At 70.7% G+C, this 24,878-nt stretch carries 23 protein-coding genes; 12 read left to right on the forward strand and 11 right to left on the reverse strand.

All coding sequences use genetic code 11. The annotated features are described in order from the left end of the window. Positions 1-35: 35 nt before the first annotated feature. A complete protein-coding gene (locus tag AC07PU_RS17525; RefSeq protein ID WP_093339545.1) occupies positions 36-827 on the reverse strand; it encodes an SDR family oxidoreductase in 792 nt (263 codons plus the stop codon). Between the two features lie 217 nt (positions 828-1,044). Between AC07PU_RS17525 and AC07PU_RS17530 the strand changes: the two genes are divergently transcribed. Further along, positions 1,045-3,069, forward strand: coding sequence for a helix-turn-helix domain-containing protein (locus tag AC07PU_RS17530; RefSeq protein ID WP_398492075.1), 2,025 nt, complete (start codon positions 1,045-1,047; stop codon positions 3,067-3,069). A gap of 87 nt (positions 3,070-3,156) precedes the next feature. On the opposite strand, the gene AC07PU_RS17535 is transcribed toward AC07PU_RS17530, so the two are convergent. The 3 genes from AC07PU_RS17535 to AC07PU_RS17545 are packed head-to-tail and all read right to left on the reverse strand — an operon-like array spanning position 3,157 to position 6,557. Beyond that, positions 3,157-4,485 carry a sulfatase family protein gene (locus AC07PU_RS17535; RefSeq protein WP_495319112.1) on the reverse strand — a complete coding sequence of 443 codons (1,329 nt, stop codon included), beginning with the start codon at positions 4,483-4,485 and terminating at the stop codon, positions 3,157-3,159. Positions 4,486-4,519: 34 nt separating this feature from the next. Beyond that, entirely contained in the window at positions 4,520-5,515 is a 996-nt protein-coding gene (locus AC07PU_RS17540; protein WP_495319114.1) for a Bug family tripartite tricarboxylate transporter substrate binding protein, read from the reverse strand. Positions 5,516-5,546: 31 nt separating this feature from the next. Then, a complete protein-coding gene (locus tag AC07PU_RS17545; RefSeq protein WP_495319115.1) occupies positions 5,547-6,557 on the reverse strand; it encodes a Bug family tripartite tricarboxylate transporter substrate binding protein in 1,011 nt (336 codons plus the stop codon). 143 nt (positions 6,558-6,700) lie between these two features. Between AC07PU_RS17545 and AC07PU_RS17550 the strand changes: the two genes are divergently transcribed. From AC07PU_RS17550 to AC07PU_RS17565, 4 genes are all read left to right on the forward strand, one after another. Further along, positions 6,701-7,255: a MarR family winged helix-turn-helix transcriptional regulator gene (locus tag AC07PU_RS17550; RefSeq protein WP_495319117.1), complete on the forward strand. Its 555-nt coding sequence runs from the start codon at positions 6,701-6,703 to the stop codon at positions 7,253-7,255. Between the two features lie 37 nt (positions 7,256-7,292). Next, on the forward strand, positions 7,293-8,021 hold the full coding sequence (locus AC07PU_RS17555; protein WP_495319119.1) for a hypothetical protein: 729 nt from the start codon (positions 7,293-7,295) through the stop codon (positions 8,019-8,021). Positions 8,022-8,097: 76 nt separating this feature from the next. Next, the gene (locus tag AC07PU_RS17560; protein ID WP_431509607.1) at positions 8,098-8,760 is read left to right on the forward strand and encodes a suppressor of fused domain protein; all 663 of its coding nucleotides are present in this window, start codon (positions 8,098-8,100) and stop codon (positions 8,758-8,760) included. Positions 8,761-8,776: 16 nt separating this feature from the next. Further along, the gene (locus AC07PU_RS17565; protein WP_495319418.1) at positions 8,777-10,000 is read left to right on the forward strand and encodes a DUF418 domain-containing protein; all 1,224 of its coding nucleotides are present in this window, start codon (positions 8,777-8,779) and stop codon (positions 9,998-10,000) included. Positions 10,001-10,018: 18 nt separating this feature from the next. Here AC07PU_RS17565 and AC07PU_RS17570 read toward each other — a convergent pair whose 3' ends face one another. Genes AC07PU_RS17570 through AC07PU_RS17585 form a run of 4 tightly spaced genes read right to left on the reverse strand, consistent with a single transcriptional unit; the run spans position 10,019 to position 14,863 of the window. Then, positions 10,019-10,411, reverse strand: coding sequence for a YbaN family protein (locus AC07PU_RS17570; protein WP_093339520.1), 393 nt, complete (start codon positions 10,409-10,411; stop codon positions 10,019-10,021). A gap of 29 nt (positions 10,412-10,440) precedes the next feature. Beyond that, on the reverse strand, positions 10,441-11,532 hold the full coding sequence (locus AC07PU_RS17575; protein WP_398492091.1) for a mechanosensitive ion channel family protein: 1,092 nt from the start codon (positions 11,530-11,532) through the stop codon (positions 10,441-10,443). Further along, entirely contained in the window at positions 11,529-13,805 is a 2,277-nt protein-coding gene (locus AC07PU_RS17580) for an FUSC family protein (protein ID WP_495319122.1), read from the reverse strand. The genes AC07PU_RS17575 and AC07PU_RS17580 overlap by 4 nt, the downstream gene beginning before the upstream one ends. Then, positions 13,805-14,863, reverse strand: a complete 1,059-nt coding sequence (locus AC07PU_RS17585) for an inositol monophosphatase family protein (RefSeq protein ID WP_296776039.1) — start codon at positions 14,861-14,863, stop codon at positions 13,805-13,807. The genes AC07PU_RS17580 and AC07PU_RS17585 overlap by 1 nt, the downstream gene beginning before the upstream one ends. Positions 14,864-15,057: 194 nt before the next feature. Here AC07PU_RS17585 and AC07PU_RS17590 point away from each other — a divergent pair, with 194 nt between their 5' ends. From AC07PU_RS17590 to AC07PU_RS17600, 3 genes are all read left to right on the forward strand, one after another. Continuing rightward, positions 15,058-15,789: an RNA methyltransferase gene (locus tag AC07PU_RS17590; RefSeq protein WP_431509603.1), complete on the forward strand. Its 732-nt coding sequence runs from the start codon at positions 15,058-15,060 to the stop codon at positions 15,787-15,789. A 92-nt stretch (positions 15,790-15,881) separates the two neighbouring features. Continuing rightward, positions 15,882-16,652, forward strand: coding sequence for a serine O-acetyltransferase (gene cysE, locus AC07PU_RS17595; RefSeq protein WP_093339507.1), 771 nt, complete (start codon positions 15,882-15,884; stop codon positions 16,650-16,652). Between the two features lies 1 nt (position 16,653). Then, positions 16,654-17,403, forward strand: a complete 750-nt coding sequence (locus tag AC07PU_RS17600) for a DUF4303 domain-containing protein (protein ID WP_495319123.1) — start codon at positions 16,654-16,656, stop codon at positions 17,401-17,403. 16 nt (positions 17,404-17,419) lie between these two features. Here the strand turns inward: AC07PU_RS17600 and AC07PU_RS17605 are convergent, their stop codons facing one another. After that, positions 17,420-18,394 carry a LysR family transcriptional regulator gene (locus AC07PU_RS17605; protein WP_296795866.1) on the reverse strand — a complete coding sequence of 325 codons (975 nt, stop codon included), beginning with the start codon at positions 18,392-18,394 and terminating at the stop codon, positions 17,420-17,422. A 162-nt stretch (positions 18,395-18,556) separates the two neighbouring features. Between AC07PU_RS17605 and AC07PU_RS17610 the strand changes: the two genes are divergently transcribed. Next, positions 18,557-19,858 carry an MFS transporter gene (locus tag AC07PU_RS17610; protein WP_495319419.1) on the forward strand — a complete coding sequence of 434 codons (1,302 nt, stop codon included), beginning with the start codon at positions 18,557-18,559 and terminating at the stop codon, positions 19,856-19,858. 27 nt (positions 19,859-19,885) lie between these two features. Beyond that, complete coding sequence (locus AC07PU_RS17615) at positions 19,886-20,908, forward strand: histone deacetylase family protein (protein ID WP_495319124.1); 1,023 nt, start codon at positions 19,886-19,888, stop codon at positions 20,906-20,908. Here the strand turns inward: AC07PU_RS17615 and cadR are convergent. Next, the gene (gene cadR / locus AC07PU_RS17620) at positions 20,905-21,369 is read right to left on the reverse strand and encodes a Cd(II)/Pb(II)-responsive transcriptional regulator (RefSeq protein WP_093339498.1); all 465 of its coding nucleotides are present in this window, start codon (positions 21,367-21,369) and stop codon (positions 20,905-20,907) included. The genes AC07PU_RS17615 and cadR overlap by 4 nt on opposite strands. A 122-nt stretch (positions 21,370-21,491) precedes the next feature. Between cadR and AC07PU_RS17625 the strand changes: the two genes are divergently transcribed. Beyond that, complete coding sequence (locus AC07PU_RS17625; RefSeq protein ID WP_495319125.1) at positions 21,492-23,840, forward strand: heavy metal translocating P-type ATPase; 2,349 nt, start codon at positions 21,492-21,494, stop codon at positions 23,838-23,840. Between the two features lies 1 nt (position 23,841). Here AC07PU_RS17625 and AC07PU_RS17630 read toward each other — a convergent pair whose 3' ends face one another. Beyond that, complete coding sequence (locus AC07PU_RS17630; RefSeq protein ID WP_495319126.1) at positions 23,842-24,405, reverse strand: carboxymuconolactone decarboxylase family protein; 564 nt, start codon at positions 24,403-24,405, stop codon at positions 23,842-23,844. A 112-nt stretch (positions 24,406-24,517) separates the two neighbouring features. Between AC07PU_RS17630 and AC07PU_RS17635 the strand changes: the two genes are divergently transcribed. Beyond that, positions 24,518-24,835, forward strand: a complete 318-nt coding sequence (locus AC07PU_RS17635; RefSeq protein ID WP_495319128.1) for a winged helix-turn-helix transcriptional regulator — start codon at positions 24,518-24,520, stop codon at positions 24,833-24,835. The last annotated feature ends 43 nt before the right edge of the window (positions 24,836-24,878 follow it).

The raw sequence follows: 24,878 nt of genomic DNA on the forward strand, positions 1-24,878 counted from the left end.
TTCTTGAAAAAAAGGGGTGGGCCGCTCGTCGGCGTTCAGAGGTATTCCATGTTCCCGTCGACGCTGATCGCCTGGCCCGTGAGGTTGCGGGCCGCGCTCGAACAGAGGAACAGCGCCATCGCCGCCACGTCGTCGAGCGTGACCATGCGGCGCAGCGAGATCTTCTGCAGGTACTCGGCGCGCATGGCCTCGACCGACACGCCCGCGGTGGCGGCGCGCGCGCCGATCACGCTGTTCATGCGCTCGCCCTCGACCGTGCCCGGCAGGATCGCGTTGACGCGCACGCCATGCGGGCCGAGCTCGATGGCCAGCGACTTCATGAGGCCGACGATGGCCCACTTGGTCGATGCATAGGGCGTGCGGAACGGATAACCGAGCCGGCCCGCGACCGAGCTCATCGCGATCAGGCTAGGGTTGGCCTGCGAGCGCTTGAGCAGCGGGATCGCGCGCTGCGCGAAATAGAACTGGCTGTGCAGGTTGACAGCCACCGTGCGCTCCCAGTCGCCGCGCTGCAGGTCCTGCAGCGCGCCGGTGGGGCCGGCGATGCCGACGTTGTTGATCAGCACGTCGAGCCCGCCGAGCGCGCCTTCCACGTCGTCGAACACGCGCGCCACGTCCTCGGGCACCGAGGCGTCGGCCATGCTCGAGGTGATCTCGGGCGCCTCGCGTGCCATGCGGTCGAGCGCGAGGCGGTCGATGTCGCAGACATGCACGCGCGCGCCGGTCTCGCGAAAGGCCAGCGCGATGGCCGCGCCGATGCCGGACGCGCCCGCGCTGATCAGCACCCGCAGGCCCGGCGCGGGCCGCAGTGAATCGATGATGCTCATGGGTTCCTGTGGTGTCTCGTTGTGTCCATGCGGGCGCCATGGCGCTCTCGCTTCATCGGCAGTGTCTTGAAAGCCCCGCGTCAAAACTATGTGCGTCGCGCACACTGGCAACCCCCTGTCGATGTGATGCGGTGTTCGCGATCGCCATCGCGGCGCCAGGGGAGAGGGATCGGACCCATGGGCATGGCCGCATCGTTCTGCTAGCCTTCGCGGCCCTATGTCATCCCTGTCCACCGAACGACCGCGCGCGGCGGGCTCCTCGCGCGATGCGAGCGAGCAGGCGGCCGACGAGATCGCCGCCGAACTGATCGGCCTGCTGCACCGGAATGCGCCCGCGGAAGAATTCGCCGGCCGGCTCGCGGCCGTGGAGGCCCTGCCCGATGCATTGCGGCGCAAGTCCAGCCTGGTCGAGCTGGTGCGCATGGCGATGGCGCTGCGCAACCGGCTCGAGCTGCACGAGCAGCGCGAGCGCGGCATGCTCGCCGTGATCGAATCGGCGCAGGACCTCTCGGGCCGGCTCGACCTCACGGGCCTGCTCAAGACCATCGTGAAGCGCGCGCGCCACCTGATGGGCTCGCACCTGTGCTGGCTCACGGTCTACGACACCGCGACCGGCGCGTTCCAGGTGGTGGTGGCCGACGGCGCGATCTCGGACCGCACCGGCCGCATGACCGTGGGCCGCAACCTCGGCATCGCGGGCATCGTGATGAGCACGCGGCTGCCCTTCTTCACGCCCGACTACCTGCACGACAACCGCTTCGTGCACGACCCCACGCTCGACGACATCTTCCGCGACGAGGGCGTGGCCGCGCTGGTGGGCGCGCCGCTGATGCGCGACGACGAGGTGATCGGCCTGCTGTTCGTGGCCGACCGCTACCACCGCACGCACACCGCGCTCAACGTGTCGATCCTCTGCACGCTGGCCGCGCATGCGGCGGTCGCGATCGAGAACGCCAAGGCCTTCGCGGAGGCGAAGGATGCGCTCGCGCATGCCGACCAGGCGCGCGGCGAACTCGAGCGGCATGTGCGCGACGTGCAGGGCGCGGCCGAGGCGCACGAGCAGCTGACCTCGCTGCTGGCCAAGGGCGCGTCGCTGGGCGCGCTGTGCGAGTCGATCGCGCAACTGCTCAACGGCGGCGTGCTGGTGCTCGACGAGGCCCACCAGGTCATCGGCCGCGCGCTGGCGCCGGGCTACGAGGGCACGGCGGCCGACGCTTATGCACCGAACGACGAACACAGCGCCGCGCTCGCGAAGGCGCTGCGCGAGAGCCGGCAGGCTGGCCGCTCGGTGGTGGCCTACGAGCGCGACGGCGAGCTGTGCCGCGCCATCGCGGTGCTCGGCGGCAACGAGGTGCTGGGCGCCGTGCTGCTGTTCCGGCACCAGGACCTGCGCGAGACCTCGCTGCGCACCTTCGAGCGCAGCTCCAGCATCATCGGCATCGTGCTGCTGTCACAGGAGCGCGTGGAGGCCGGCAAGAGCCGCGAGGTGGCGGCGCTGCTGCGCACCCTGATCTCGCCGCGCCAGGACGAGCCCGCGCTCACGCGCGACCGCGCCGAGCGCTTCGGGCTCGACCTGTCGCAGCCGATCTCGCTGATGGTGGTCGAGATGGCCGAGCCCCGGCCCGGCTTCTGGGCCCGGCGCCTGCGCGCCGGCGCGCCGATGTCCGAGCAGGTGTTCGACGAGGTCGACGGCGCCCTCGCCATCGTCTGCGCCGCGACCCGCGCGCAGGACGTGCTGGAGGCCGTCACCGCCTTCGCGCGGCGCGAGCTCGGCGATGCCTACCGCGGCGTGCTGTCGCGTCCGGTGCAGTCGCCGGCCGAGATGCCCGCGCTGTATGCCGCGCTGCGCCGCGCGCTGCCCGTGCTGGGGCGGCTTGGCATGCGCGGCGCCATCGTCGGGCAGAACGAGATGGCGCTCTATTCGGTGCTGTTCGAGACCCACGACCAGGGCAGCCTCAACACCTTCCTCGACGCCACCATCGGCGCGCTCACGAGCCATGATCGCAAGCGCGGCGCGGAACTCACGTCGACCCTGCTGGCCTACTTCGACTGCAACCAGAACGCGAAGACCACCGCGGCGCGCATGGGCATCCATGTGAACACCGTGCGCCAGCGGCTCGCGAGCGTGGAGGAACTGCTGGGGCACTGGGGCAGCGCGAGCCGGGCGCTGGAGATCCACGTGGCGCTGCGGTTGTGGAGCCTGGGGATGTCCAGCGCGCGCGGCGACGCCGGGAGCGAGTAGCGGGCGTGGCCTCGGACCCGCATTTGAATTTGTCCGAGTTGTCGTAGCGGGACTACGACAACCGGGACAAATCGAAGCGCGCAGCGCTCAGCGCTGCGGCATGTCCTTCACCGAATACCCCAGGCTCACCGTCGCATCCTCCGGAATCGGCGGCATGGTCGCGTTCCAGGCCAGCCAGTCCTCGCGCATCGCCGCCAGCCGTTCGGGCTCCTGCTTCGCGCGGTTGGCGCGCTCGCGCTCGTCGGACGGGATGTTGAACAGGTACTCGTTGCCGTCGACCTTCAGGTACTTCCAGTCGCCGTCGCGCAGCGCCTGCTGGCCGCGGTGGTTCATGCGCCAGTGCAGCGGGCGGCGGAAGCCGTGCTTCGCGTCTTTCAGCACGGGCATCAGCGAGACGCCGTCGAGCGGATAGGCCGGGTCGGCCTGCACGCCGGCCGCGTCGAGCATGGTGGCCGACCAGTCCATGGTCAGGCAGTGCTGGGCGCTCTCGCCGCCGGGCGCGATGACGGCGGGCCAGTGGGCGATCCATGGCACGCGGATGCCGCCTTCGGTCAGGTCCATCTTGCCGCCGACCAGCGGCCAGTTGTCGGAGAAGCGTTCGCCGCCGTTGTCGCTGGTGAAGACCACCAGCGTGTTCTCGGCCATGCCGTGCTTCTCGAGCGCGGCCATGATCCAGCCGATGCCCTCGTCCATGTGATGGATCATGCGGCGGTAGACGTGGATGTTGCCGCCCGCGAGGTCGAACAGGTTGTCCTTCACCAGCGGCGCCTTGTCGGCATCGTCGCGCGTTTCCCACGGCCAGTGCGGCGCGGTGTAGTGCAGGCTCAGGAAGAAGGGCTTGGCCTCTTCCGAGGGCTGTTGCGCCATGCGCTCGACGAAGTCGACGGCGCGCTTCGAGAGGATGTCGGTGAGGTAGCCCTCTTCCTGCTTGTCCTCCTCGCCGTACCAGAGGTCGTGGCGGCCGCTCGAGTCGCAGTGGGTGAAGTAGTCGACCCCGCCCGACATCGGGCCGAAGAACTCCTCGTAGCCCGAGCGCAGCGGGCCGAAGCTCGGCGGATAGCCGAGGTGCCACTTGCCGATCAGCGCGGTGCGGTAGCCGCTGTCCTTGAGCAGCGAGGGCAGGGTGGGATGGTCGACCGGCAGGCCCAGCGTGCTGCTGCCGCGGCTCTTGCTGTTGATCGGCTCCTCGGCCGCGCCGCGCAGCCGGTACTGGTAGCGCGCGGTGATCATCGCGAAGCGCGTGGGCGAGCACACGGGCGAGTTCGCGTAGCCCTGCGTGAGCTTGAGGCCCTTGGCGGCCAGGCCGTCGAGCACCGGCGAGACCGGGCCGAAGACGGCGTCGCGGCCGCCGTAGCAGCCGAGGTCGGCATAGCCGAGGTCGTCGGCGACGATGAAGATGATGTTGGGTCTTGTCATGGTGTCTCGAGGGCCTGCAGGGCCGGGAAAAAGGTCAGGGCTGGTAGCCCGATTTCTGCACCACCGGACCCCATTGCAGCCGGTAGGCCTTGAGCATCGCGGCGGTCTGCGCCGGGGTGCTGACCACCGGCGTCATCTTCGAGTCGGTGAACTTGCGCACCGTGTCGGGGTCCTGCATCACCTCGCGGATCGCGGTGGCGAGGCGCTCGACCTTCTCGCGCGGCATGGTGGCGGGCGCGAAGAAGGTGTTCCAGCCGCTGGCCGAGAGGTCGAGGCCGGCTTCCTTGAAGGTGGGCACCGAGGGCGCGAAGGGCGAGCGCTTGGCGCCCGAGATCGCGAGGATGCGCAGCTTGCCGCCCTCGTGCTGCGGGATCACCACGTCCTCGGTGTCGACCGCGATCGGCACCTGGCCGCCGATCAGGTCGTTGAGCAGCGGCGCCGAGCCGCGGTAGCCGATGACCTGGGTCTGGACCTTGGCCTTCTCGCCGACCATGAGGCCGAAGAAGTGCGGCAGGCTGCCGGTGGCCGGCACGCCGACGTTGGCCTGCTTGGGATTGGCGCGCATCCAGGCCAGCAGGTGGTTGAGCTCGCGCACCGGCAGCGTGGGCGATACGGCGAGCGCGAAGTCGTAGTCGTTGACGTGCGAGACCGGCACGAAGTCGCGCTCGGGGTCGTAGCCGTTGTCCTTGAACACCAGCGGCGCCACCACCATCACGGCGGGGTTGGCGAGCATCAGCACGTTCTGGTTCGCGGGCGTGGCCCTGGCCTGCTGCGCCGCGAGGCGACCGCCCGCGCCGGGCTTGTTGTCGACGATGACCGGCACGCCGAGCTTGGGCGCGAGCTTGTCGCCGACGATGCGCGCGACGCGGTCGGTGGCGCCGCCGGGCGCATAGCCGACGACGATGTGCAGCGGGCCGTCGAGCGCCTGCGCGGCGGCGCCGGTGGCCGTCAGGGCCGTCAGAGCCGTCATGAGGCCGGCGATGGCCATCAGGCCGGCGAGGCGGCGGGTGATCGGGTGCGTGGGTTGCATGGGTTCCTCCTTGCGTTTCATGTAATGGGGTTCAGTCGTTGGCCTGGAAATTCACGGCCTTCATGATGCCGGCCCAGCGTGCCGTGTCCTCGCGCATGGTCTTCACGAGCGCGTCGCCCGTGTCGGCCACCGGGTACATGCCGTTCTGCAGCAGCATCTGGCGCACCTCGCGCTTGTTGACGGCGCGCGCGAACTCGGCGCGCAGCTTCTCGACCACGGGCTGCGGCGTCTTGAGCGGCGCGTAGTAGGCGAACCAGGCGGTGGCGACCACGTCCTTGTAGCCGGCCTCGACGAAGCTCGGCAGGTTGGGCATCAGCGGCGAGCGCTTCTCGCCGCTGGTGGCCAGCACCTTGACGCGGCCCGAGGGCAGCATCTGCTGCGCGCCGCCCACGGTGTCGAAGTAGACCGGCACGGTGCCGCCCATCACGTCCTGCCGCGCGGGCGTGGAGCCGCGGTAGGGCACGTGCACCATCTTCAGCCCGGCCGCGCGGTTGAGCATCTCGCCGAGGAAGTGCGAGGGCGTGCCGGCGCCGTACGAGGCGAAGCTGGCCTTGTCGCCCTGCGCCCTGGCCCAGGCGATGAACTCGGGCAGCGTGTTCGCGGGCACGTCCTTGTTGAGCACCAGCGCGAGCTCGAAGCGCGCCGCGTTGAGGATCGGCACGAAGTCCTTAATCGGGTCGTACGAGAGGTTGCGGTAGGCGCTCGGGAACATGGTCATCATGCCGGCCGTGCCCAGCAGCAGCGTGTGGCCGTCGGGCGCCGCGGTCTTGACCGTCTCGACCGCGATGCGGCCGGCCGCGCCCGAGCGGTTGTCGATGATCAGCGGGCCGAGGCTGTCGCGCACCTCGTGCGCGATGGCGCGCGTGAGCACGTCCTGCGTGCCGCCCGCGGGCACGCCGATCAGCACCTTGATCGGCTGGCCCGGCGCGAAACCCTGGGCGCGCGACAGCGCGGGCGCGAGCGCGAGGCCGCCGAGCGCGGCGACCAGCCGGCGGCGGCCGGGGGCGGGCAGGTGGGAAGCGTGCGAGGGGCGGGAAGGCATGGGGCGAAGTCTCCGAAAGGCGCCGGGTCGGCGGGGCGTGGTCCCGCGGCTGCGGACGATTCTGGAGACGCTACAGTCGATTGATCAAATCAACCATTCCCCGGATTAACCCGAGCGCGATGCCCCAGCCCATCGATGTGCCCGTGAAAGCGACCGCTCGCAAGACGGCCAAGGCCACCATCAAGGCGGCCGAGGACGCCAGCCTCGCGTTGCCGCGCCGCCCGCTCGACGACCTGCTGCTCTACCGCCTCTCGCGCCTGCTCGCGGTGGCCGGCAGCATGGTGATCCGCCTGTGCGAGGGCCGCTTCGGCATCACGCGCCGCGAATGGCGGCTGATCGCCACGCTCGCGAGCCGCGGCGAGCTCGGCTCCTCGCAACTGGCCGAGCATGCGCAGCTCGACCGCGCGCGCACCTCGAAGGCCGTGGGCTCGCTGGTCGAAAAGAAACTGCTTTCGCGCGTGGCGCGCGCGGGCGATCGGCGCCATGTGCAGCTGCGGCTCACCGACAGCGGGCAGGCGCTGTACGACGCGCTCTTTCCGCTCGTGACGGCGATCAACGGCGAGCTGATGGGCGCGCTCGATGCCGGCGAGGCCGAGCGCTTCGATGCGGCGCTGCATCGCTTGCAGGAGCGGGCCGAGCGCATGGTGGCGCAGGCGGTGCTGCCGAAGGCGGACCGGGGCAGGCACGCGGTGCGTTGAGACCGGGCACCGGGATCCAACGAGAGAAGAGGACATCATGTTCGAGAAGATCAAGGCGCTGTTCGGCGCGCGACCGGCGGCGGTAACCACGCAGGCGCCCACACCAACCCCAGCGCCGGCAGCGGCGGCGCCCCAGGCCCCCGCCCCGCCCGACGAGGCGGTGCGGCTGCTGTCCGCCGACGATCCAGCGAATCCGTTCGTCTTCGAGGGCTACGACTGCGCGGCCTTCGCGCGGTCGATGATCTCCACCACGAAGGACCCGGGCATCGCGGCCCAGTTCTCGGCCGGGCGGACGGACCCGGGTTCGGCCCACATCGGCCAGCTTCCCGCGCAGCCCGTAGCACTGGAATGCAGCCTGGCCTACGACTCGAAGGAGTCTCCGACCGAAGGCGTGCTGTTCAAGGCCTCGGCCATGGAGGAGAAGTGGGACATCTATCTCTACGGCGGCCGCCTCTATTTCGCGCGCAGCTGGACGGCCGCGCTGGCTTTCGTGGCCGAGTTCGAGATGGGCGAGGGACGGCTGAGGATCCCGCGTGTGTGGGCATCGGCCGGCAACGAGGAGCTCGCGGTTCGGCAAGTGGACTACCTGATCAAGAGCCACCTGCAACGGCGCGTCGTGCCGCATCCGCTGCCGGCCGGCTTCGAGCGCGATCCCCACACGGTGGGGCTCTATTCGTTCAGCCAGTACGGCCGCGTCTGCTGGTTCGGCACCTTCGCCGACACGCTGGTCGACCGGCCGTTAAAGGCCACCGGCGCGACGGCCTGAGTCACTTTCTGTCTTGGACGCGGGGCAGAATGGCCCGAGACCGAGACCCGGTCGGCAAACCACGAGGAGCAGCCCGATGAGCTCGATGGAAGAAGTCTGGAAATACCGCGAGGAAGTGCTCTATCCGCAGCTCTTCGGCGAGAAGCGCAAGGGCATCTTCGTGCTGGGCGCCGATGACTTCTCGGCGCTGGGCGCGCAGGACATCGATCCGCGCTGGCTGCACCTGGGCGTGTTCGAGTTCGAGCCGACGCCCGTGCGCAACTCCTGGCTCTACGTGACCTCGGGCGGATCGACGCCCTGGGAGGGCGAGCCCGCCGACTACGACCCCGAGGACTACTCGTGGATCGGCTCCGAACTGGTGCTCGAGGTGCCGTCGCAGGCCGGCGAGACCTGGCCGATCAAGCTGCTGCAGAAGCTGCTGGCCTACAACGTGCTGCTCGCGCATGGCCGCTTCGGCGAGGACAAGCCGCCGCTGGACTACGGCGACCGCATCCCGCTGGGCGGGCCGATCGGGCAGAAGGCCGCGTCGGCGCTGCGCCACGTGCTGCTGGCGCAGCCGAAGCACTATCCGGCGACGGCGCAGCTCGACTCGGGCAAGTTCGATTTCCTGCACGTGGTGGGCATCACGGACACCGAACGCGACTGGGCCAAGGCGCGCAGCTCCGAGGACCTGGTGCGGCTGCTCGAGGTGCATGGCCACTGCCCGGTGACCGACCCGAAGCGCGCGCCAGTGGCCTGAGCGCCGCATGCAGGGAATGGACGAGGCCGAAGCGCCTTCCTCACCGCCCGCGCCACCCGCGCCTCATGCGCCGCAGCGCCAGACCACGGTCGATGCATTGCGCGGCTTCGCGCTGCTGGGCATCCTGGTGGTCAACATCGCGACCTTCGCCTCGACCTACTACGGCATGGGGCTGCCCGATCCGCTCGCGAACTCGCTGCCCGAGCGGCTCGCGGTGTTCGTGCGCACCTTCGTCTTCGAGACCAAGTTCTACCTGCTGTTCTCGTTCCTGTTCGGCTACAGCTTCCTGCTGCAGAAGGAGGCCGCGCAGCGCGCAGGCCGCGCGTTCGCGCCGCGCATGGCGCGCCGGCTGCTGGGGCTGTGGCTGCTGGGCGTGGCGCACGGGGTGCTGCTCTACCAGGGCGACATCCTCACGACCTATGGCGTGATCGGCATGGTGCTGCTGATGCTGCACCGGCGCGGCGACCGCTTCCTGCTGGGCGCCGGCATCGCGCTGGTGGTGGGCACCGCGCTGCTGTGGGCGGCCTTCAGCGCGCTGCTGTCGTTCGCGCTGGGCGGCGGCCCGATGGACCTGCGCAGCGCCTATGCGGAAGCCGTCTCCGCGTTGGCGGCCTACCGCGGCACGCCGATGACGGTCATCGTGCAGCACCTGCGCGAGCTGTCGCAGATCTGGTGGCTCACGGCGCTGGTGCAGGCACCGACGGCGCTCGCGATGTTCTTCGCGGGCTTCGTCGCGGGGCGGCATGCGCTGCTGGCCGATACCGGCGCGCACCTGCCGCTGTTCCGGCGCATGCTGGCCTGGGGTCTGGTGGTGGGACTGCCGGGCGCGGCCTTCTATGCCCAGTCGGCGATGCGCGTCGATGGCTCGGTGCGCGACTTCCTCGGGCTCTCGGCCACGCTGCTCACGGCACCGTTCCTGAGCGCCGCCTATGCCTGCGCGCTGGTGCTGCTGTTCCGCACGCCGCGCGGCCGCGTGCTCGAAGGCTGGCTCGCGCCCGCGGGGCGCATGGCGCTGTCGAACTACCTGCTGCAGTCGGCCGTGTGCGCGTGGCTGTTCCTGGCCTACGGGCTGCGCTGGATCGGCGCGACGCCGCCGCTCGCGGCGATGGGAATCGCCTTCGCGATCTTCAGTTGCCAGCTGCCGCTGAGCCGCTGGTGGATGGGGCGCTTCGCCTACGGGCCCGTCGAGTGGCTGCTGCGGGCGTTCACGAACCTCGCATGGCCACCGCTGCGGCCCTGAGCCCGCGGCGTACGCCGATCAGGGCGGCGGCAGCGGCCGCGACCACAGCCAGGCCAGCACCACCGCCATGCAGCCGATCGCGAGCACAGCGGTCCAGGCCCGGTGCGCGGTGTACGAGATGATCACGGCGCACAGCGCCATGGTGACGGTGGCGCTCCACTTGGCGCGCCGGCTCACGGTGCGGCCGTGGGCCCAGTTGTGCAGCAGCGGCCCGAAGATGCGGTGGCCGAGCAGCCAGGCATGCAGCCGCGGCGAGCTGCGCGCCGCGGCCCAGGCGGCCAGCAGGATGAAGACGGTGGTCGGCATGCCCGGCACCACCACGCCGATGAGCCCGAGCACCAGGCACAGCACGGCGAAGGCATAGAGCAGGGCGCGTACCAGCGGGCCTCTGGGTTCGGGATCGGGCTTCAACGCGGCACGCTCGGGACGAAGGAGGCCGCTCAGGCCACGGCCTGCGGCTGCAGCGGCCCGGGCTCGCGCTCGGCCGGATGGTCGTTGCCCACGCGCACCTTCGGCAGGTGCTGCGGGTACTCGCGCTGCATGAAGTCGATCAGCCCCTCGCGCACGTTGCAGCGCAGGTCGAAGGCCAGGCCCGAGGTGGCGGCGGTGCACAGCACGCGGATCTGCATGGTGCGTTCGGTGGCGTCGGTCACGCGCAGGTTGAAGAAGCGGCCGTCCCATTCGGGCGAGGCCTTCACGATGCGCTCGACCTCGGCGCGCAGCGGTGCCAGCGGCATGCCGTAGTCGGCATAGACGAACACCGAGCCGAGGATCTGCGACGAATGGCGGGTCCAGTTCTGGAACGGCTTCTCGATGAAGTAGGTCAGCGGCAGGATCAGCCGGCGCTCGTCCCAGATCTTGAGCACGACGAAGGTGCCGGTGATCTCCTCGACGCGGCCCCATTCGCCCTCGACCACGAGCACGTCGTCGATGCGGATCGGCTGCGCGAGCGCGAGCTGCAGGCCGGCGATGAGGTTGCTGAACACCGGCTTGGCCGCGAGGCCGGCCACGATGCCGATCACGCCGGCCGAGGCCAGCAGGCTGGCGCCGACCTGGCGCGCGCCCGGGAAGGTCATGAGCATCATCGCGCCGCCGGCCACCACCACCACGGTCATGGCGGTGCGCGCGAGCACGCGGGTCTGCGTGAGCACGCGGCGCGCCTGCAGGTTGTCGGCCACGTCCGACGGATGCTGCGCGAGCACGCCGTCGGCGAAGCCGCCGATGGCCTTGAGCGCGAGCCAGGTGGTGGCCGCGATCAGCAGCAGGCCGTTGAGGTGGCGCACGCTCGCGATGTAGCGCAGGTCTTCGGGCGTGGCCTGCCACACCATCTGCAGCGCGATCAGCGGCAGCACCACGCGCGCGGGCGCATGGCAGGCCAGCACCATGGCATGGATGGCGGGCGCGGGGCGCGTGATGCGCTTGAGCACCATGCCGCCGATGCGGTGCACGGCGAGGGCGACGGGAATAGCGATGACGGCGGCCAGCCAGGTGCCGAACCAGGGATGGGAGAGGATGGATTGCAACAGGGTCATGCCGATGCGAGTCCCGAAGCTTCCTGTTCGTTCAATGCCTGGAGGATCCGGGCCGCATCGTCTCGCAATTGGGTCGACAGCGCGGTCGCCAGGTCGAGCCGGCGCAGCAGCCAGGGACTGATGTCGTTGTCGAAGGGATCGGGCAGCGGGATCGGGCCGCCGACGGCGGTGGAGGCCGTGCTCTCGGGCTGCGAGGGCCCCGAGGTGGGCACCGCGCCGATCGCGGCCTCGATGCGCTGCGTGGTGCGCGCGAGCGGCCCCTCGACCTCGCCGGGCGTGAGGCGGTCGCGCCGCAGCACCAGCATCGACTTGACCGCGCTGAGCTGCGCCAGCAGCTGGTAGCTGTGGGCCTGCAGGTGCTCGAGCGGCTCGACCGGCGGCTGCACCGCGCGCGGTTCGGACAGCGAACGCTGCGTGGCCTGCACCAGTGCCGAGAGGCTGTCGAAGGCCTCGCGGCGCGCCAGCCGCCATTCGAGCTCGGGGCTGCTGTCGACGGTCTGCAATTGGCCCAGGCCGAGCGCGAGCCGCGCATGGCGTGCCTGCGCGGTCAGCACGCGCGCCACCAGCGCCGGGATCTGGCCGCGCTCCCACGAGGGCAGCACGTAGCAGAAGGCCCAGGCGAGCGCGGCGCCGATCAGCGTGTCGGCGATGCGCTCGAACAGCGCGAACAGCGGTGCCGCGCCGGTGTTGAGCATGTGGGCCTGCAGCAGGCCCAGCACGGTGGCGGCCACCGCGGTGATCAGGTAGCGCCGCACCGCGAAGCTGTGGGCGATGGCCTGCGCCACGGTGAGCACGGCCAGCAGCCCGAGCGCCGAGAGGTGCGCCGACAGCAGCCCGACCGCGAGCACGCAGCCCAGCAGGGTGCCGGCCACGCGGTGGTTGCGCCGCTCCAGCGTCTGCGAGAGGCTGCCGCGCAGCACCACCACGATGGTCAGCAGGATCCAGTAATCGTGCGAGCCCCAGGGCATCGACACCGCGACCGCGTAGCCGGCCGCGATCGCGAGCGCGGCGCGGATCGCGTGGCGCAGCGGCGGCGCGTCCCAGCGCCACAGGGTGAAGAAGGGGCGCCACGACCAGTCGGTGGGGCTCACGAACATCTGCCAGTTGGCGCGCACCACGGCGAGGTTGGGCTCGGCGTCGCCGCGCGCCATGGCCGACAGGCGCAGCACCTCGTCGTTGATGTGGCCGATGCGGCTCGCGAGGCCACGCGCGAGCATGGCGGCGTTGGGGCCGGGCAGCATGGGATGCGGGTGGCCGGCCGAATCCTCGCCGTCGACGTGGATCGCCGCGAGGCGCGGCCGGCGGTCGGCCACGAGGTGCGGGTGGCGGCCCATGAGCAGCGCGTCGGCCAGCGCGATGGTGTCCTCGGCCAGTTCCTCGAGCACGCAGCGCATCTCGACCAGCGCATCGGCATGGGCGGGGTGGGTCTTGAGGGCATCGAGGTCGAGCTCGCTCGCGAGCAGCTGGTCGCGCATCTCGAGCACGATCACCAGCATCGCGGCCAGCCGCTGGCGGCGCGGCGTGCGCGGCGACTCGAGCACGATGTCGCGCGTGGCCTGCAGCTGGTCGGCCAGCGCGGCCTGCTCGCGCAGCAGGCGGCCCAGCATCGGCGCGGGGGTCTCGCGCACGTCGCCGGTCTCGTCCTTGGGCGTGAACTGGCTGGCCTCGGTGCGCATCAGCGCGGCCAGCGAATACAGCACGTCGGCCACCGACTGCACGCGAAAGCGCGTGTTGAGGATCAGGTTGGCGAGCACCGACCACACCACGTACAGCCCGGCGCCGAGGCCGAAGTGCCAGGTGCGCTCGATGGCTTCGGCCATGCCGTGCGGCGTGGGCGTGGCCATCGAGAAGATCATCGAGAACATCACGGCGATCGCGATCGGGATGCCGCGCTTGCCCCAGGCCATGGCCAGGAAGGCGAAGAAGGTGGCCGGCACCAGCAGCAGGCCGAGCCGGATCGGCGCGGCGTGCAGCAGCTGCACGGCGAAAAACAGCGGCAGCCCGATCAGCGGCGCCGGCAGCATCTGCCAGAACTTGCCGCGGCGCGGGCCCGGCAGGTCGGGCGGCGCGGTGACGATCACGCCGACCGCGGCCGAGGAGGCCGCGATGGTGCCGAGCCAGAAATGCACGCCGCCCGAGATGAACAGCAGGCCGAGCGCGACCGTGAGGCCGCTGGCGACGTAGTGGCTCAGCGCGATGCGCAGCGCGGCGCGCAGGCGCTGCTGCAGCACCGAGGCCTGGGTCTCGCCGCCGATGGCGCGGGCCCCTGCCATCACTTGGCGGAAGCGTCGCCCTCGAACGGGCCGGTGGCGGCGGGGGCGTCGCGGCGGATGCGGGTGAGCTTGCGCTTGGCCGGGGCGGCGGTGGCGGCGGGTGCCTCCGCGTTCTGGTCGTCCTCGGCCGGGCCCATCTCGGTCACGGTGCTGCGCGCGTAGATGTAGTCCGAGCCCTCGGTCTGGGGCTTGCTCGCGGCGGCGATCGCGCGCACGCGGTCGCTGGCGCGCAGCTTGTCGTCGACGCTCGCGAACTTCGAGTACTTGGCCAAGAGCGGCACCAGCTGGCCGTAGATGCGCGGCGCGCCGGCCAGGCATTCGCGCTGGTCGATGAAGTCGGGCTCGCCCGTGAAGTTGCCGATCAGGCCGCCGGCCTCGGTCACCAGCAGCGAGCCGGCCGCCACGTCCCAGGGGTTGAGGCCGGTCTCGAAGAAGGCATCGGTGAAGCCGGCCGCCACGTAGGCGAGGTCGAGCGCGGCGGCGCCGGGGCGGCGCAGGCCGGCCATGCGCGGCATCAGGTCGGCCATGATGGCCAGGTACTGCTTGAAGTTGTCGCCGGTGCGGAACGGGAAGCCGGTGGCCACCAGCGATTCGGACAGCCGGGTGCGCTTGGACACGCGGATGCGGCGGTCGTTGACATAGGCGCCGCGGCCCTTGGTGGCGGTGAACAGGTCGTTGCGCGTGGGGTCGTAGACCACGGCCTGCTCGATCTTGCCGCGCACCGACAGCGCGATCGACACGCAGTAGAACGGGAAGCCGTGGATGAAGTTGGTGGTGCCGTCGAGCGGATCGATGATCCAGACGTAGTCGGAATCCTTGGCGCCGTGCTCGGAGCCCGATTCCTCGGCCAGGATGCCGTGCCCCGGATACGCCGTGAGAAGCGTTTCGATGATGGCCTGCTCGCTCGCGTGGTCGATCTCGGTGACGAAATCGTTCACATGCTTCTGGGAGATGCGCACGGCCTCGACGTCGAGCGCGGCGCGGTTGATGATGGCGCCGGCGGCGCGAGCGGCCTTCACGGCCACGTTGAGCATGGGATGCAGGTTGGGGGACGACATTCTGAATTGTGAGCGTGAGCGGAACGCCTGCGCGGACCCGGCAAAGGCCCGGGTGGCCACGGCTGTCGTTCCTGACTGACTGGAAGAACTGGGGGTGGGACCCTGAAGGACCCGGAAACCGGCCCGGCGATGCGGGCGGCGAGAATCGGGGGATTTTAACGGCTCGGCCGGTCCCTGTCTCCCCACCCCTTTTCATGCGCACCCGTTTCATCCTGATCCAGACCAGCCACGCCGGCAACGTGGGCGCCGCCGCCCGCGCCATGAAGACCATGGGTTTCGGCGAACTCGTGCTGGTGGCGCCGCGCTGGGCCAACGTGCTGCGGCGCGAGGAAACCATCCAGCGCGCGAGCGGCGCGCTCGACGTGCTGGCCAATGCGCGCATCGTCGAGACGCTCGACGAGGCCCTCGACGGCGTGACCCACCTGTGCGCCACCGCGATGGTGCCGCGCGACTTCGGCCCGCCCACGCGCACCCCGCGCGAGCACCTCGGAGCGCTGGCCGCGCAGGGCGAGGCGCACGTGGCCTTCCTGTTCGGCTCCGAGCGCTTCGGCATGCGCAACGAGGACGTCTACCGCTGCCATGTCGCCCTGAGCATTCCCACCGACCCGAACTTCGGCTCGCTCAACCTCGGCGCCGCGATCCAGGTGATCGCCTACGAATGGCGGCTCGCGCTCGGCGGCTTCGAGGTGCGCGACGCGGTGGCGCCGCCGCCGGCGGCCGATGCCCAGGCCGTGGCCGGCATGCTCGAGCACTGGGAGCGCTCGCTGGTGGAGGTGGGCTTTCTCGACCCCGAGGCGCCCAAGAAGCTGATGCCGCGGCTGCAGCAGCTGTTCAACCGGGCCCAGCCCACGGCCGAGGAGATCCACATCCTGCGCGGCATCGCCAAGGCGATGAGCGAGGCTGCGGCCGGCAAGATCCGGCGCTGAGCGGACCTAAAACCCCATCGCCCGTACGCGATGAGGGCCGGCTATAGACTGCGCGGCCCCCATCGTCATAACCAAAATATCCGAAGGCAGCGATGTTCTCTCGCCTGCGCGCCGACATCCGGTGCATCCTCGAACGCGACCCGGCCGCGCGCAGCGCCTGGGAGGTGCTCACGGTCTATCCGGGCCTGCATGCCGTGGTGCTGCATCGCTGGGCGCATGCCTGTTGGAACCATGGCTTCAAGTGGCCCGCGCGTTTCATCGCGCACATGGCGCGCTGGCTCACCGGCATCGAGATCCACCCGGCCGCCAAGATCGGCCGCGAGGTGTTCTTCGACCACGCCATGGGCGTGGTGATCGGCGAGACCGCCGAGGTCGGCGACGGCTGCACCATCTACCAGGGCGTGACCCTGGGCGGCACCTCGCTCTACAAGGGGACCAAGCGCCATCCGACGCTGGGCCGCAACGTGGTGGTGAGCGCCGGCGCCAAGGTGCTGGGCGGCTTCGTGGTGGGCGACGGCGCCAAGATCGGCAGCAACGCGGTGGTCATCAAGCCGGTGCCGGCCGGCGCGACCGCGGTCGGCATCCCGGCGCGCATCATCCCCTCGAAGGCCGGCGAGAGCGCCGACGTGACCGTGCCGCAGAAATTCAGCGCCTACGGCATCACGCAGGACGACGACCCGCTGAGCCAGGCGATGCGCGGCCTGATCGACAACGCCTCGAGCCAGGAGCACCAGATCGCGCTGCTGTGGCAGGCGATCGAGAAGCTCTCGGCCCATCCCGGCACCAAGGACTGCGTGCCCGGCGACGCGGCGCGCGACGAGTGCTTCGAGGCCGAGAAGCTCACGCAGCTGGTGGGGAAGTGACGTGAGCTGGGCGCTGTTCCATCGTTTCGAGGACGAGCGGCCCACAGACTTCCACGAGCTGCGCCAGTTCGGCAATTCGCTGTGGGCCGCGAGCGGCAAGGTGCAGACCTGGGGGCGCTCCAGCGTCGCCGAGTTCGCCAGTCCCCAGGCCGCCGAGGAGGCCCTGGCGCAGCGCGGCCGCGAGATCGAGGCCCAGGGCTACGTGCGGGTGCGCCAGGGCATCCACGACCCGGCCCGCGTCGACTTCGCGCTGCTCACGGACGAGATTCGCGAGGGCGCGCGCCGCGCCTTCGGGGCCATTCGCGCGGCCGAGCCCGAGCGGACCTTCCGGCTTTTCGCGCTGGGCAGCGACGAGAGCGCGATGACCATCGTGCATGCCGCCAGCGACCTCGCCCTGGGCGAACCGGGCGAGATGGAGGACGAGAGCGAGATCTGGAGCTCCGGCGAGTGGTCCCACGACGATGGCGGCGAGTTCTTCGACATCGCCTACCGCATGATCCTGGCCTGCCATCGCGAGGACCTGCCCTGCGGCGTCGATTTCGACGTGCTGCACGACGGCCTCTTCGAGGCCTGCATCGCCGCGATGGCACAGCTCGATGGCGAGGGATTCTTCGGCACCGGCGTCGCACGCGAAGAGGTGGTGCTGCTGTGCCAGGTCGAGGGCGGCGAGGACATGGAAGGCTCGGTCGCCCGGCTCAACACCGCGCGCGTGGCGGGTCGGCTCCAGCGCTGGATCAAGCTCTGCGAATGAGCGCCGGGCCGGGCCTTCAGCCCGGCACCATGCTCAGCCGCTCGGTCAGCGAGTAGCGCTGCATCGTGCGCTCCATGGCCTCGAGGAAGGCCTGCTCCGCGGCGTTCATCTTGCGCGCGCGCAGCCACATCAGCTGGATGTCGACGTCGGTCACGCCCTCGTCGGGCGGCAGGCGCCACAGGCGCTGCTGCGCGAGGTCCTCGCGCACGATGTGCTCGGGCAGGCAGCCGATGCCGAAGCCCGCGAAGATCATGCGCCGCACCTCGTCCAGGCTCGACGAGGCGGCCACGATGCGGCCCGTGAAGCCGCGCGTGTCGCGGAACACCGTGAGCGGCGAGAGGCTGTCGCCGAGCTGGTCGCTGGTGAAGGAGACGAAGTTCTCGGCCAGCAGGTCGTTCGTCGTCAGCCCGTGGCGGCCGAACAGCCGGTGGTGGCGGCCGCAGAAGATCGCATAGCGCTGGCGCATGAAGCAGCGCAGGTTCAGCCGCTCGTCGGGCGCGCGGCACAGCCCGAGGCCGACGGTCGCGGTCTTCTGCAGCAGCGAGGAGATGATGTCCGAGGAGCGCATGACCTCGATCTGCAGTTCGATGCGCGGATAGGTCTGGTGGAAGTCGGCCAGGAACTGGTCGTAGACGGCCGACTGCATGCGGCTGAGCGACAGCAGCCGCACCGAGCCCGCGACCTCGTCGCGCCGCTCGTCGAGCTCGCTCTCCAGCCGCGACACGTGGCCGTAGATGTCGCTCGCGATGCGAAACACCTCCTCGCCCGCGCGCGTGGGCTCGAAGCGCGCGCCGTGGCGCTGGATCAGGCGGCAATCCAGCGACTCCTCGAGCCGCTTGAGCGCCTGGCTTACCGCGGGCTGCGTGACGTGCAGGCGCGCGGCGGCCCGGCTCACGCCGCGCTCCTGCACGATCACGAGGAAGGTGCGCAGCAGGTTCCAGTCGAGCCGGTCGTTGAGGAAGCGGGCCTTGTCGAGGGTGGGCGAGGTCATGGGCGGGGGTTCTCCGCCTTCAAGATTAGCTCAACTTATGTGAAAAATAAAAAACAGAAATTTGACTGATATTTGGGCGCTGACGATAGTCCGGGCTCGCCTGCGGCCTTCGCCGCGGCACCCGGAGGAGACACCTTGAACACAGCCAACCCGGCGGCCTCGATGCCGTCCGCCGCCCCGGTCCGTCAACCCGCCCGCGCGGCGGCCGCGGCCTTCGTCGGAACCATGATCGAGTGGTACGACTTCTACATCTACGCCACGGCCGCCGCGCTGGTCTTCGGCGCGCTGTACTTCCCCTCGCAGGACCCGTTTCTGAGCACGATGGCCTCGTTCGGCACCTTCGCCGTCGGCTTCTTCGCGCGACCGCTGGGCGCCGTGGTCTTCGGCCACATCGGCGACCGGATCGGCCGCAAGAAGGCGCTGATGGCCACCATCGTGATGATGGGCATCGCCACCGTCTGCATCGGCCTGCTGCCCACCTACGGCCAGATCGGCGTGCTGGCGCCGGTGCTGCTGATCGTGCTGCGCGTCGTGCAGGGCATCGCGGTCGGCGGCGAATGGGGCGGGGCGGTGCTGATGGCCGGCGAACACGCGCCCAAGGGCCGCCGCACCTTCTTCGCCTCGTTCGCGCAGCTCGGCAGCCCGGCCGGGCTGATCCTCTCGCTGGTCGCGTTCCGCCTGGTCTCGACCATGGACCCGGCCGACTTCCTCTCGTGGGGCTGGCGCCTGCCGTTCCTGGCCAGCGCCGTGCTGCTGCTGGTGGGCGCCTGCATCCGCCTCGGCGTGCACGAGTCGCCCGAGTTCGAACAGGAGAAGCGCTCGCGGCTCACGGTGAAGCTGCCCATTGCCGAGGTGTTCCGTTCCTCGGGACTGCTGGTGGCGCTGTGCATCGGCGCCAACACGCTCGGCGTGGCCGGCGTGTACTTCACCAACACCTTCATGATCGCCTACACGACCACCTACCTGGGCGTGACGAAGTCGGTGATCCTCGACTGCCTGTTCCTGGTCGCGATCATCCAGTTCGTGGCGCAGCCGCTGGCCGCGCTGCTGGCCGAGAAGATCGGCGGCGCGCGCTTCCTCAAGCTCAGCGCCTTCCTCGCGATGCTCTCGCCCTATCCGATGTTCCTGCTGGTGCAGGGCGCCAGCGTGCCGTCGATGGTGCTGGGCATCGCGCTCGCGGTGGTCTGCCTGTCGAGCTTCTATTCGGTGATCGCGGGCTTCGTGAGCGGCGTGTTCCCGACGCGCGTGCGCTACTCGGCGATCTCGATCGGCTACCACGTCTGCGGCGCGATCGCGGGCGGCCTGACGCCGCTGGTGGGCACCTACCTGGCGCACCGCTTCGTCGGCCAGTGGTGGCCGCTGGCCGTCTTCTTCACGGGCCTGGCCGGCGTGTCGCTGCTCTGCGTGGTGGCGCTCGATGCGCTCAAGCACCGCCGCGCCGATGCCGGCGCGCCCGAGCACTGATCCCGCAACGACACCGACCCGATTCCGATGCTGACCTACTTCCATCCCGAGCAACTGAAGCACCATCCGCAGAGCTACCTCTCGCGCGGCCGCATGCGCACGCCGCAGGAGGTGCCCGAGCGCGCGCTGCGGCTGCTGCGAGCCGTGCGCGCGCTGGGCTTCGAGGTGCGCGAGCCCGCCGACCACGGCACCGCGCCGCTCGCGGCCGTGCATGGCATGAACTACCTGCGCTTCCTCGAGGAGGCCCATGCCGAGTGGCGGGCCGTGGGCCCCGACTGGGGCGACGAGGTGATGTCGAACATCTACGTGCGCGAAGGCAACGCGCTGCGCGGCGTGCTCGCGCAGGCCGCGCGCTACCTGACCGACGGCAGCTGCCCCGTGGGCGCGCAGACCTGGCGCTCGGCTTACGGGTCCGCGCAGTCGGCGCTGGCCGGCGCGCAGGCGCTGCTGGCGGGCGAGCGCGAGGCCTATGCGCTGTGCCGCCCGCCCGGCCACCATGCGCGCGCCGAGGGCGCCGGCGGCTTCTGCTACCTGAACAACGCAGCCATCGCGGCGCAGGCGCTGCGCGCGCAGCATGCGCGCGTGGCGGTGCTCGACACCGACATGCACCACGGCCAGGGCGTGCAGGAGATCTTCTACGAGCGCGCCGACGTGCTCTACGTCTCGATCCATGGCGACCCGACCAATTTCTACCCGGTGGTCGCGGGCCACGAGGACGAGTGCGGCGCCGGTGCCGGCCTGGGCTTCAACCTCAACCTGCCGATGCCCCATGGCGCCAGCGAGGCGCTGTTCTTCGACCGGCTCGACGCGGCGGCCCGCGCGCTGCGGCGCTACCAGCCCGATGCGCTGGTGCTGGCGCTGGGCTTCGACATCTACCACGAGGATCCGCAGTCGCGCGTCGCGGTGACCACGCCGGGCTTCGCCCGCCTGGGCGAGGCGATCGGCGGGTTGAAGCTGCCGACCCTGATCGTGCAGGAGGGCGGCTACCACCTCGACAGCCTCGAACGGAACGCGGCCGCGTTCTTCGGAGGCTTCGCGCGCGAGCGCTAGCGCCGCGCGGGCGCGTGCAGCGCGCCGTGCACGTGGCCCGCGTGCTGGCCGAAGCCCTCGGGCTCGAGCGCGACCGCGTCGAGCTCCTGGATGATCCCGCAGGGCTGGGCCGAATCGGCGCCGCCGCATTGCTGGCGCAGCGCCTTCAACTGCTTCTCGAGCGTGCGCAGCTCGGCGATGCGCGCCGCCACGTGGCCGATGTGGTCGTCGAGCAGCTGGTTGACCTCGCCGCAGTCCTCCTGCGGCGCATCGCGGAATTTCAGCAGGCTGCGGATCTCGTCGAGCGTCATGTCGAGCGAGCGGCAGCGGCGCACGAAGCCCAGGCGCTGCGCGTGGTCCTCGCCGTAGATGCGGTAGTTGCCCTCGGTGCGCGCGGGCGCGGGCAGCAGGCCTTCGCGCTCGTAGTAGCGGATGGTCTCGACGGGCGTGTTCGCGGCCTTGGCCAGATCACCGATTTTCATGATGCGGCAGATGGATGAAGGGCTGGCGGGCGGGCCGGGCCGTGGTGGTCGGCGAAGCCCCGCCAGCGGGTGGGGGAACTGCGTTTGACTCTACACCTGCTTCAGGGTTTTCAATCGAGCCCATGACGAACCAGAACACGCTCGACAGGGATATTCGGGGGGGCACGGCGCCCGCCGACGCGCACGGCCACGACCATGGCCACGCGCACGATCACGGCCATGCGTCCGCGGCCGCGCCGCCCGCGCACGACGCCTGCTGCAGCCACACGGGCTGCGGCTCGGCCTCGGTGTCGGCCTTCGTGTCGGCGCCGGAGCCGGCCGACCTGCCCAAAGGCGCGACGCTGTTCCGCATTCCCACCATGGACTGCGCGGTCGAGGAGTCCGAGATCCGCCGCGCGCTCGAGCCCGTGGCCGGCATCGGCGCGCTGCGCTTCCGGCTCGGCGAACGCACGATGGCGATCACCGCCGACGCAGCGGCGCTGGCCGAGGCCCTGGCGGCGATCCGCAAGGCCGGCTTCAAGCCCGAGCCGGTGGCCGCGCCCGCGCCGGGGGCGGCGCGCAGCATCGAGCCCGCGGGCTGGAAGAGCGCCGGCCTCGCGCGCCTGGTCGCGGCGCTGGTGCTCGCCATCGGCGCCGAGTCCGTCTCCTTCCTCGCGCTCGAGGGCCGGGGCTTCATGGTCTTCGAGATGGGGCTCGCGCTCGCGGCCATCGCGCTCGCGGGCCTCGACACCTACAAGAAGGGCTTCGCGGCGCTGGTGCGCGGCCGGCTCAACATCAATGCGCTGATGGCGGTGGCCGTGACCGGCGCCTTCTTCATCGGCCAGTGGCCCGAGGCCGCGATGGTGATGGCGCTCTATGCGATCGCCGAGCTGATCGAGGCGCGCGCCGTGGACCGCGCGCGCAACGCGATCCAGAGCCTGCTGGCGCTGGCGCCCGAGCAGGCCGAGGTGCGCCAGCCCGATGGCGGCTGGCAGACCGTGGCCGCGAGCGAGGTGCCGCTGGGCGCGGTGGTGCGCATCCGCCCCGGCGAGCGCGTGGCGCTCGACGGCGTGGTCACGGCCGGCAGCAGCGCGATCGACCAGGCGCCGGTCACGGGCGAGAGCATCCCGGTCGACAAGACCGTGGGCGACACCGTCTTCGCCGGCACCATCAACCAGACCGCGGGGCTCGAGTTCCGCGTCACCGCGGTGGCCGCCAACACCACGCTGGCGCGCATCATCCACGCGGTGGAGGAGGCGCAGGGCACGCGCGCGCCCACGCAGCGCTTCGTCGACCGCTTCGCCGCGATCTACACGCCGGCCGTGTTCGCGATCGCGCTGGCCATCGCGCTGTTCACGCCCTGGGCCATGGGCTGGACCTGGCTCGAGGCGATCTACAAGGCGCTGGTGCTGCTGGTCATCGCCTGCCCCTGCGCGCTGGTGATCTCCACGCCGGTGACGGTGGTGAGCGCGCTGGCCTCGGCCGCGCGGCGCGGCATCCTGATCAAGGGCGGCACCTACCTCGAGGAGGCGCGCAAGCTCAAGGCGGTGGCACTCGACAAGACCGGCACCATCACCGAGGGCAAGCCCAGGCTGGTCGAGTCCGAGGTGCTCGGCGCCACGGCCGGCGGCGACGCGGCCGTGCTCGCCATCGCGGCCAGCATCGCGGGGCGCTCCGACCACCCGGTGTCCAAGGCCATCGCCGAGGGACTGAAGTCGGTCGACCATGCGCTCGAGGAGGTGCAGGACTTCGCCGCGCTGCCCGGCCGTGGCGTGGAAGCCGTGCACGGCGGCCAACGCTATGCGCTGGCCAACCACCGGCTGATCGAGGAACGTGGCCTGTGCACGCCCGCGATCGAGGCCGCGCTGAAGCGCCACGAGGAAGCCGGCCGCACCGTCACCCTGCTGGCCTCGGAACAGGCGGTGCTCGCGCTGTTCGCGGTGGCCGACACCATCAAGCCCTCGTCGCAGGCCGCGGTCGCCGAACTGCGCGCGCTCGGCGTGGTGCCGGTGATGCTGACCGGCGACAACGCCGCCACCGCCCGGACCATCGGCGCGCATGCCGGCATCGAGGACGTGCGCGGCAACCTGCTGCCCGAGGAGAAGCTCGATGCCGTGAAGGCGATGCAGCAGCGCTACGGCATGGCCGCCATGACCGGCGACGGCATCAACGACGCGCCCGCGCTCGCGCAGGCCGACATCGGCTTCGCGATGGGCGGCGCCGGCACCGACACCGCGATGGAAGCCGCCGACGTGGTCATCATGAACGACGACCTGCGCCGCATTCCCGAGACCATCCGGCTGTCGCGCCGCGCGCATGCGGTGCTGTGGCAGAACATCACGCTGGCGCTCGGCATCAAGGGCGTGTTCTTCGTGCTCGCGGTGTTCGGCAGCGCGACCATGTGGATGGCCGTGTTCGCCGACATGGGCGCGAGCCTGCTGGTGGTGGCGAACGGGCTGCGCCTGATGCGCGCCGAGAAGAACAACGCCTGAGCTACCAGCGCGCGCCCCAGCGCTCGAGCGGCACGCGCGCCGCGTTGCAGACGTAGCTCACCGCGTGGTACCAGCCCGCGAGCATCATCAGCTCGAGGCACTGCGCATGGTCCCAGTGCTCGCCGAGAGCGAGCCACAGCGCATCGTCGATGTCGCCCGTGTCGTGCAGCTGGTCGACCATGCGCAGCAGCAGGGCGTCGCGCGGCTGCAGCGCGCCCAGGTCCGCATCGCGCTCGGCGGTCGCGCGCCGCTCGGCCTCGCCGAGGCCGGCCGCGTCGGCGAAGCCGCTCCAGTGCACGCCCCATTCGTACTCGGCGCCGCAGCGCGCACACACGCGCAGGATCACGAGCTCGCGCTCGCGCAGCGAGATCGAGGCCTTGCGGCCGAGGAAGTGGCGGCCCAGCTCGAGCGTGCGCTCGGCGAGCCGGGGATTCACGGCCATCACCCGGAACAGGCTCAGCACCTCGGGGGCCTGCGGTGGCGTCATGCGCGTGAGCAGTTCGGCGATGCCTTCGGGGTAGGGCGCCTCGAGCGGCGGGATGCGGGGCGCGGTCTCTGCAGTCATGGGGACTCCTTGCATAGAATGGCTTGAAATCGCTACGAAATCCGTAGCGATGATCCAGTCTATCGCTACGAAATGCGTAGCGCAGTAACGCACGCGACTCGCCCGCCGAACCATGCAAGAGAACGATCCCGCCGAAGCCCCCACGGTGCACCGCCGTCCCGTCATGCGGCTGCTCGAGCAGCTCGGCCGCAAGGGCACCCTGCGCGTGCTGTGGGAGCTGCGCGACGGCCAGCCGCAGAGCTTTCGCGCGCTGCGCACCAGCTGCGGCGAGATGTCGCCCTCGGTGCTCAACGATCGCCTGAAGGAATTGCGCGCCACCGAAATCGTGGCGCTGGTCGACGCGGGCTATGCGCTGACCGAGTCGGGCGCCGAGCTGGTGCGGCGGCTGAAGCCGCTCAACCAGTGGGCCGACCGCTGGTTCGTCCCATGACTTAGGGCACTTCCGAGCGCCGGGGTCGGTCCCCAGAATCGCC

The sequence above is a fragment of the Variovorax sp. GW821-FHT10D07 genome (genome assembly GCF_059415325.1).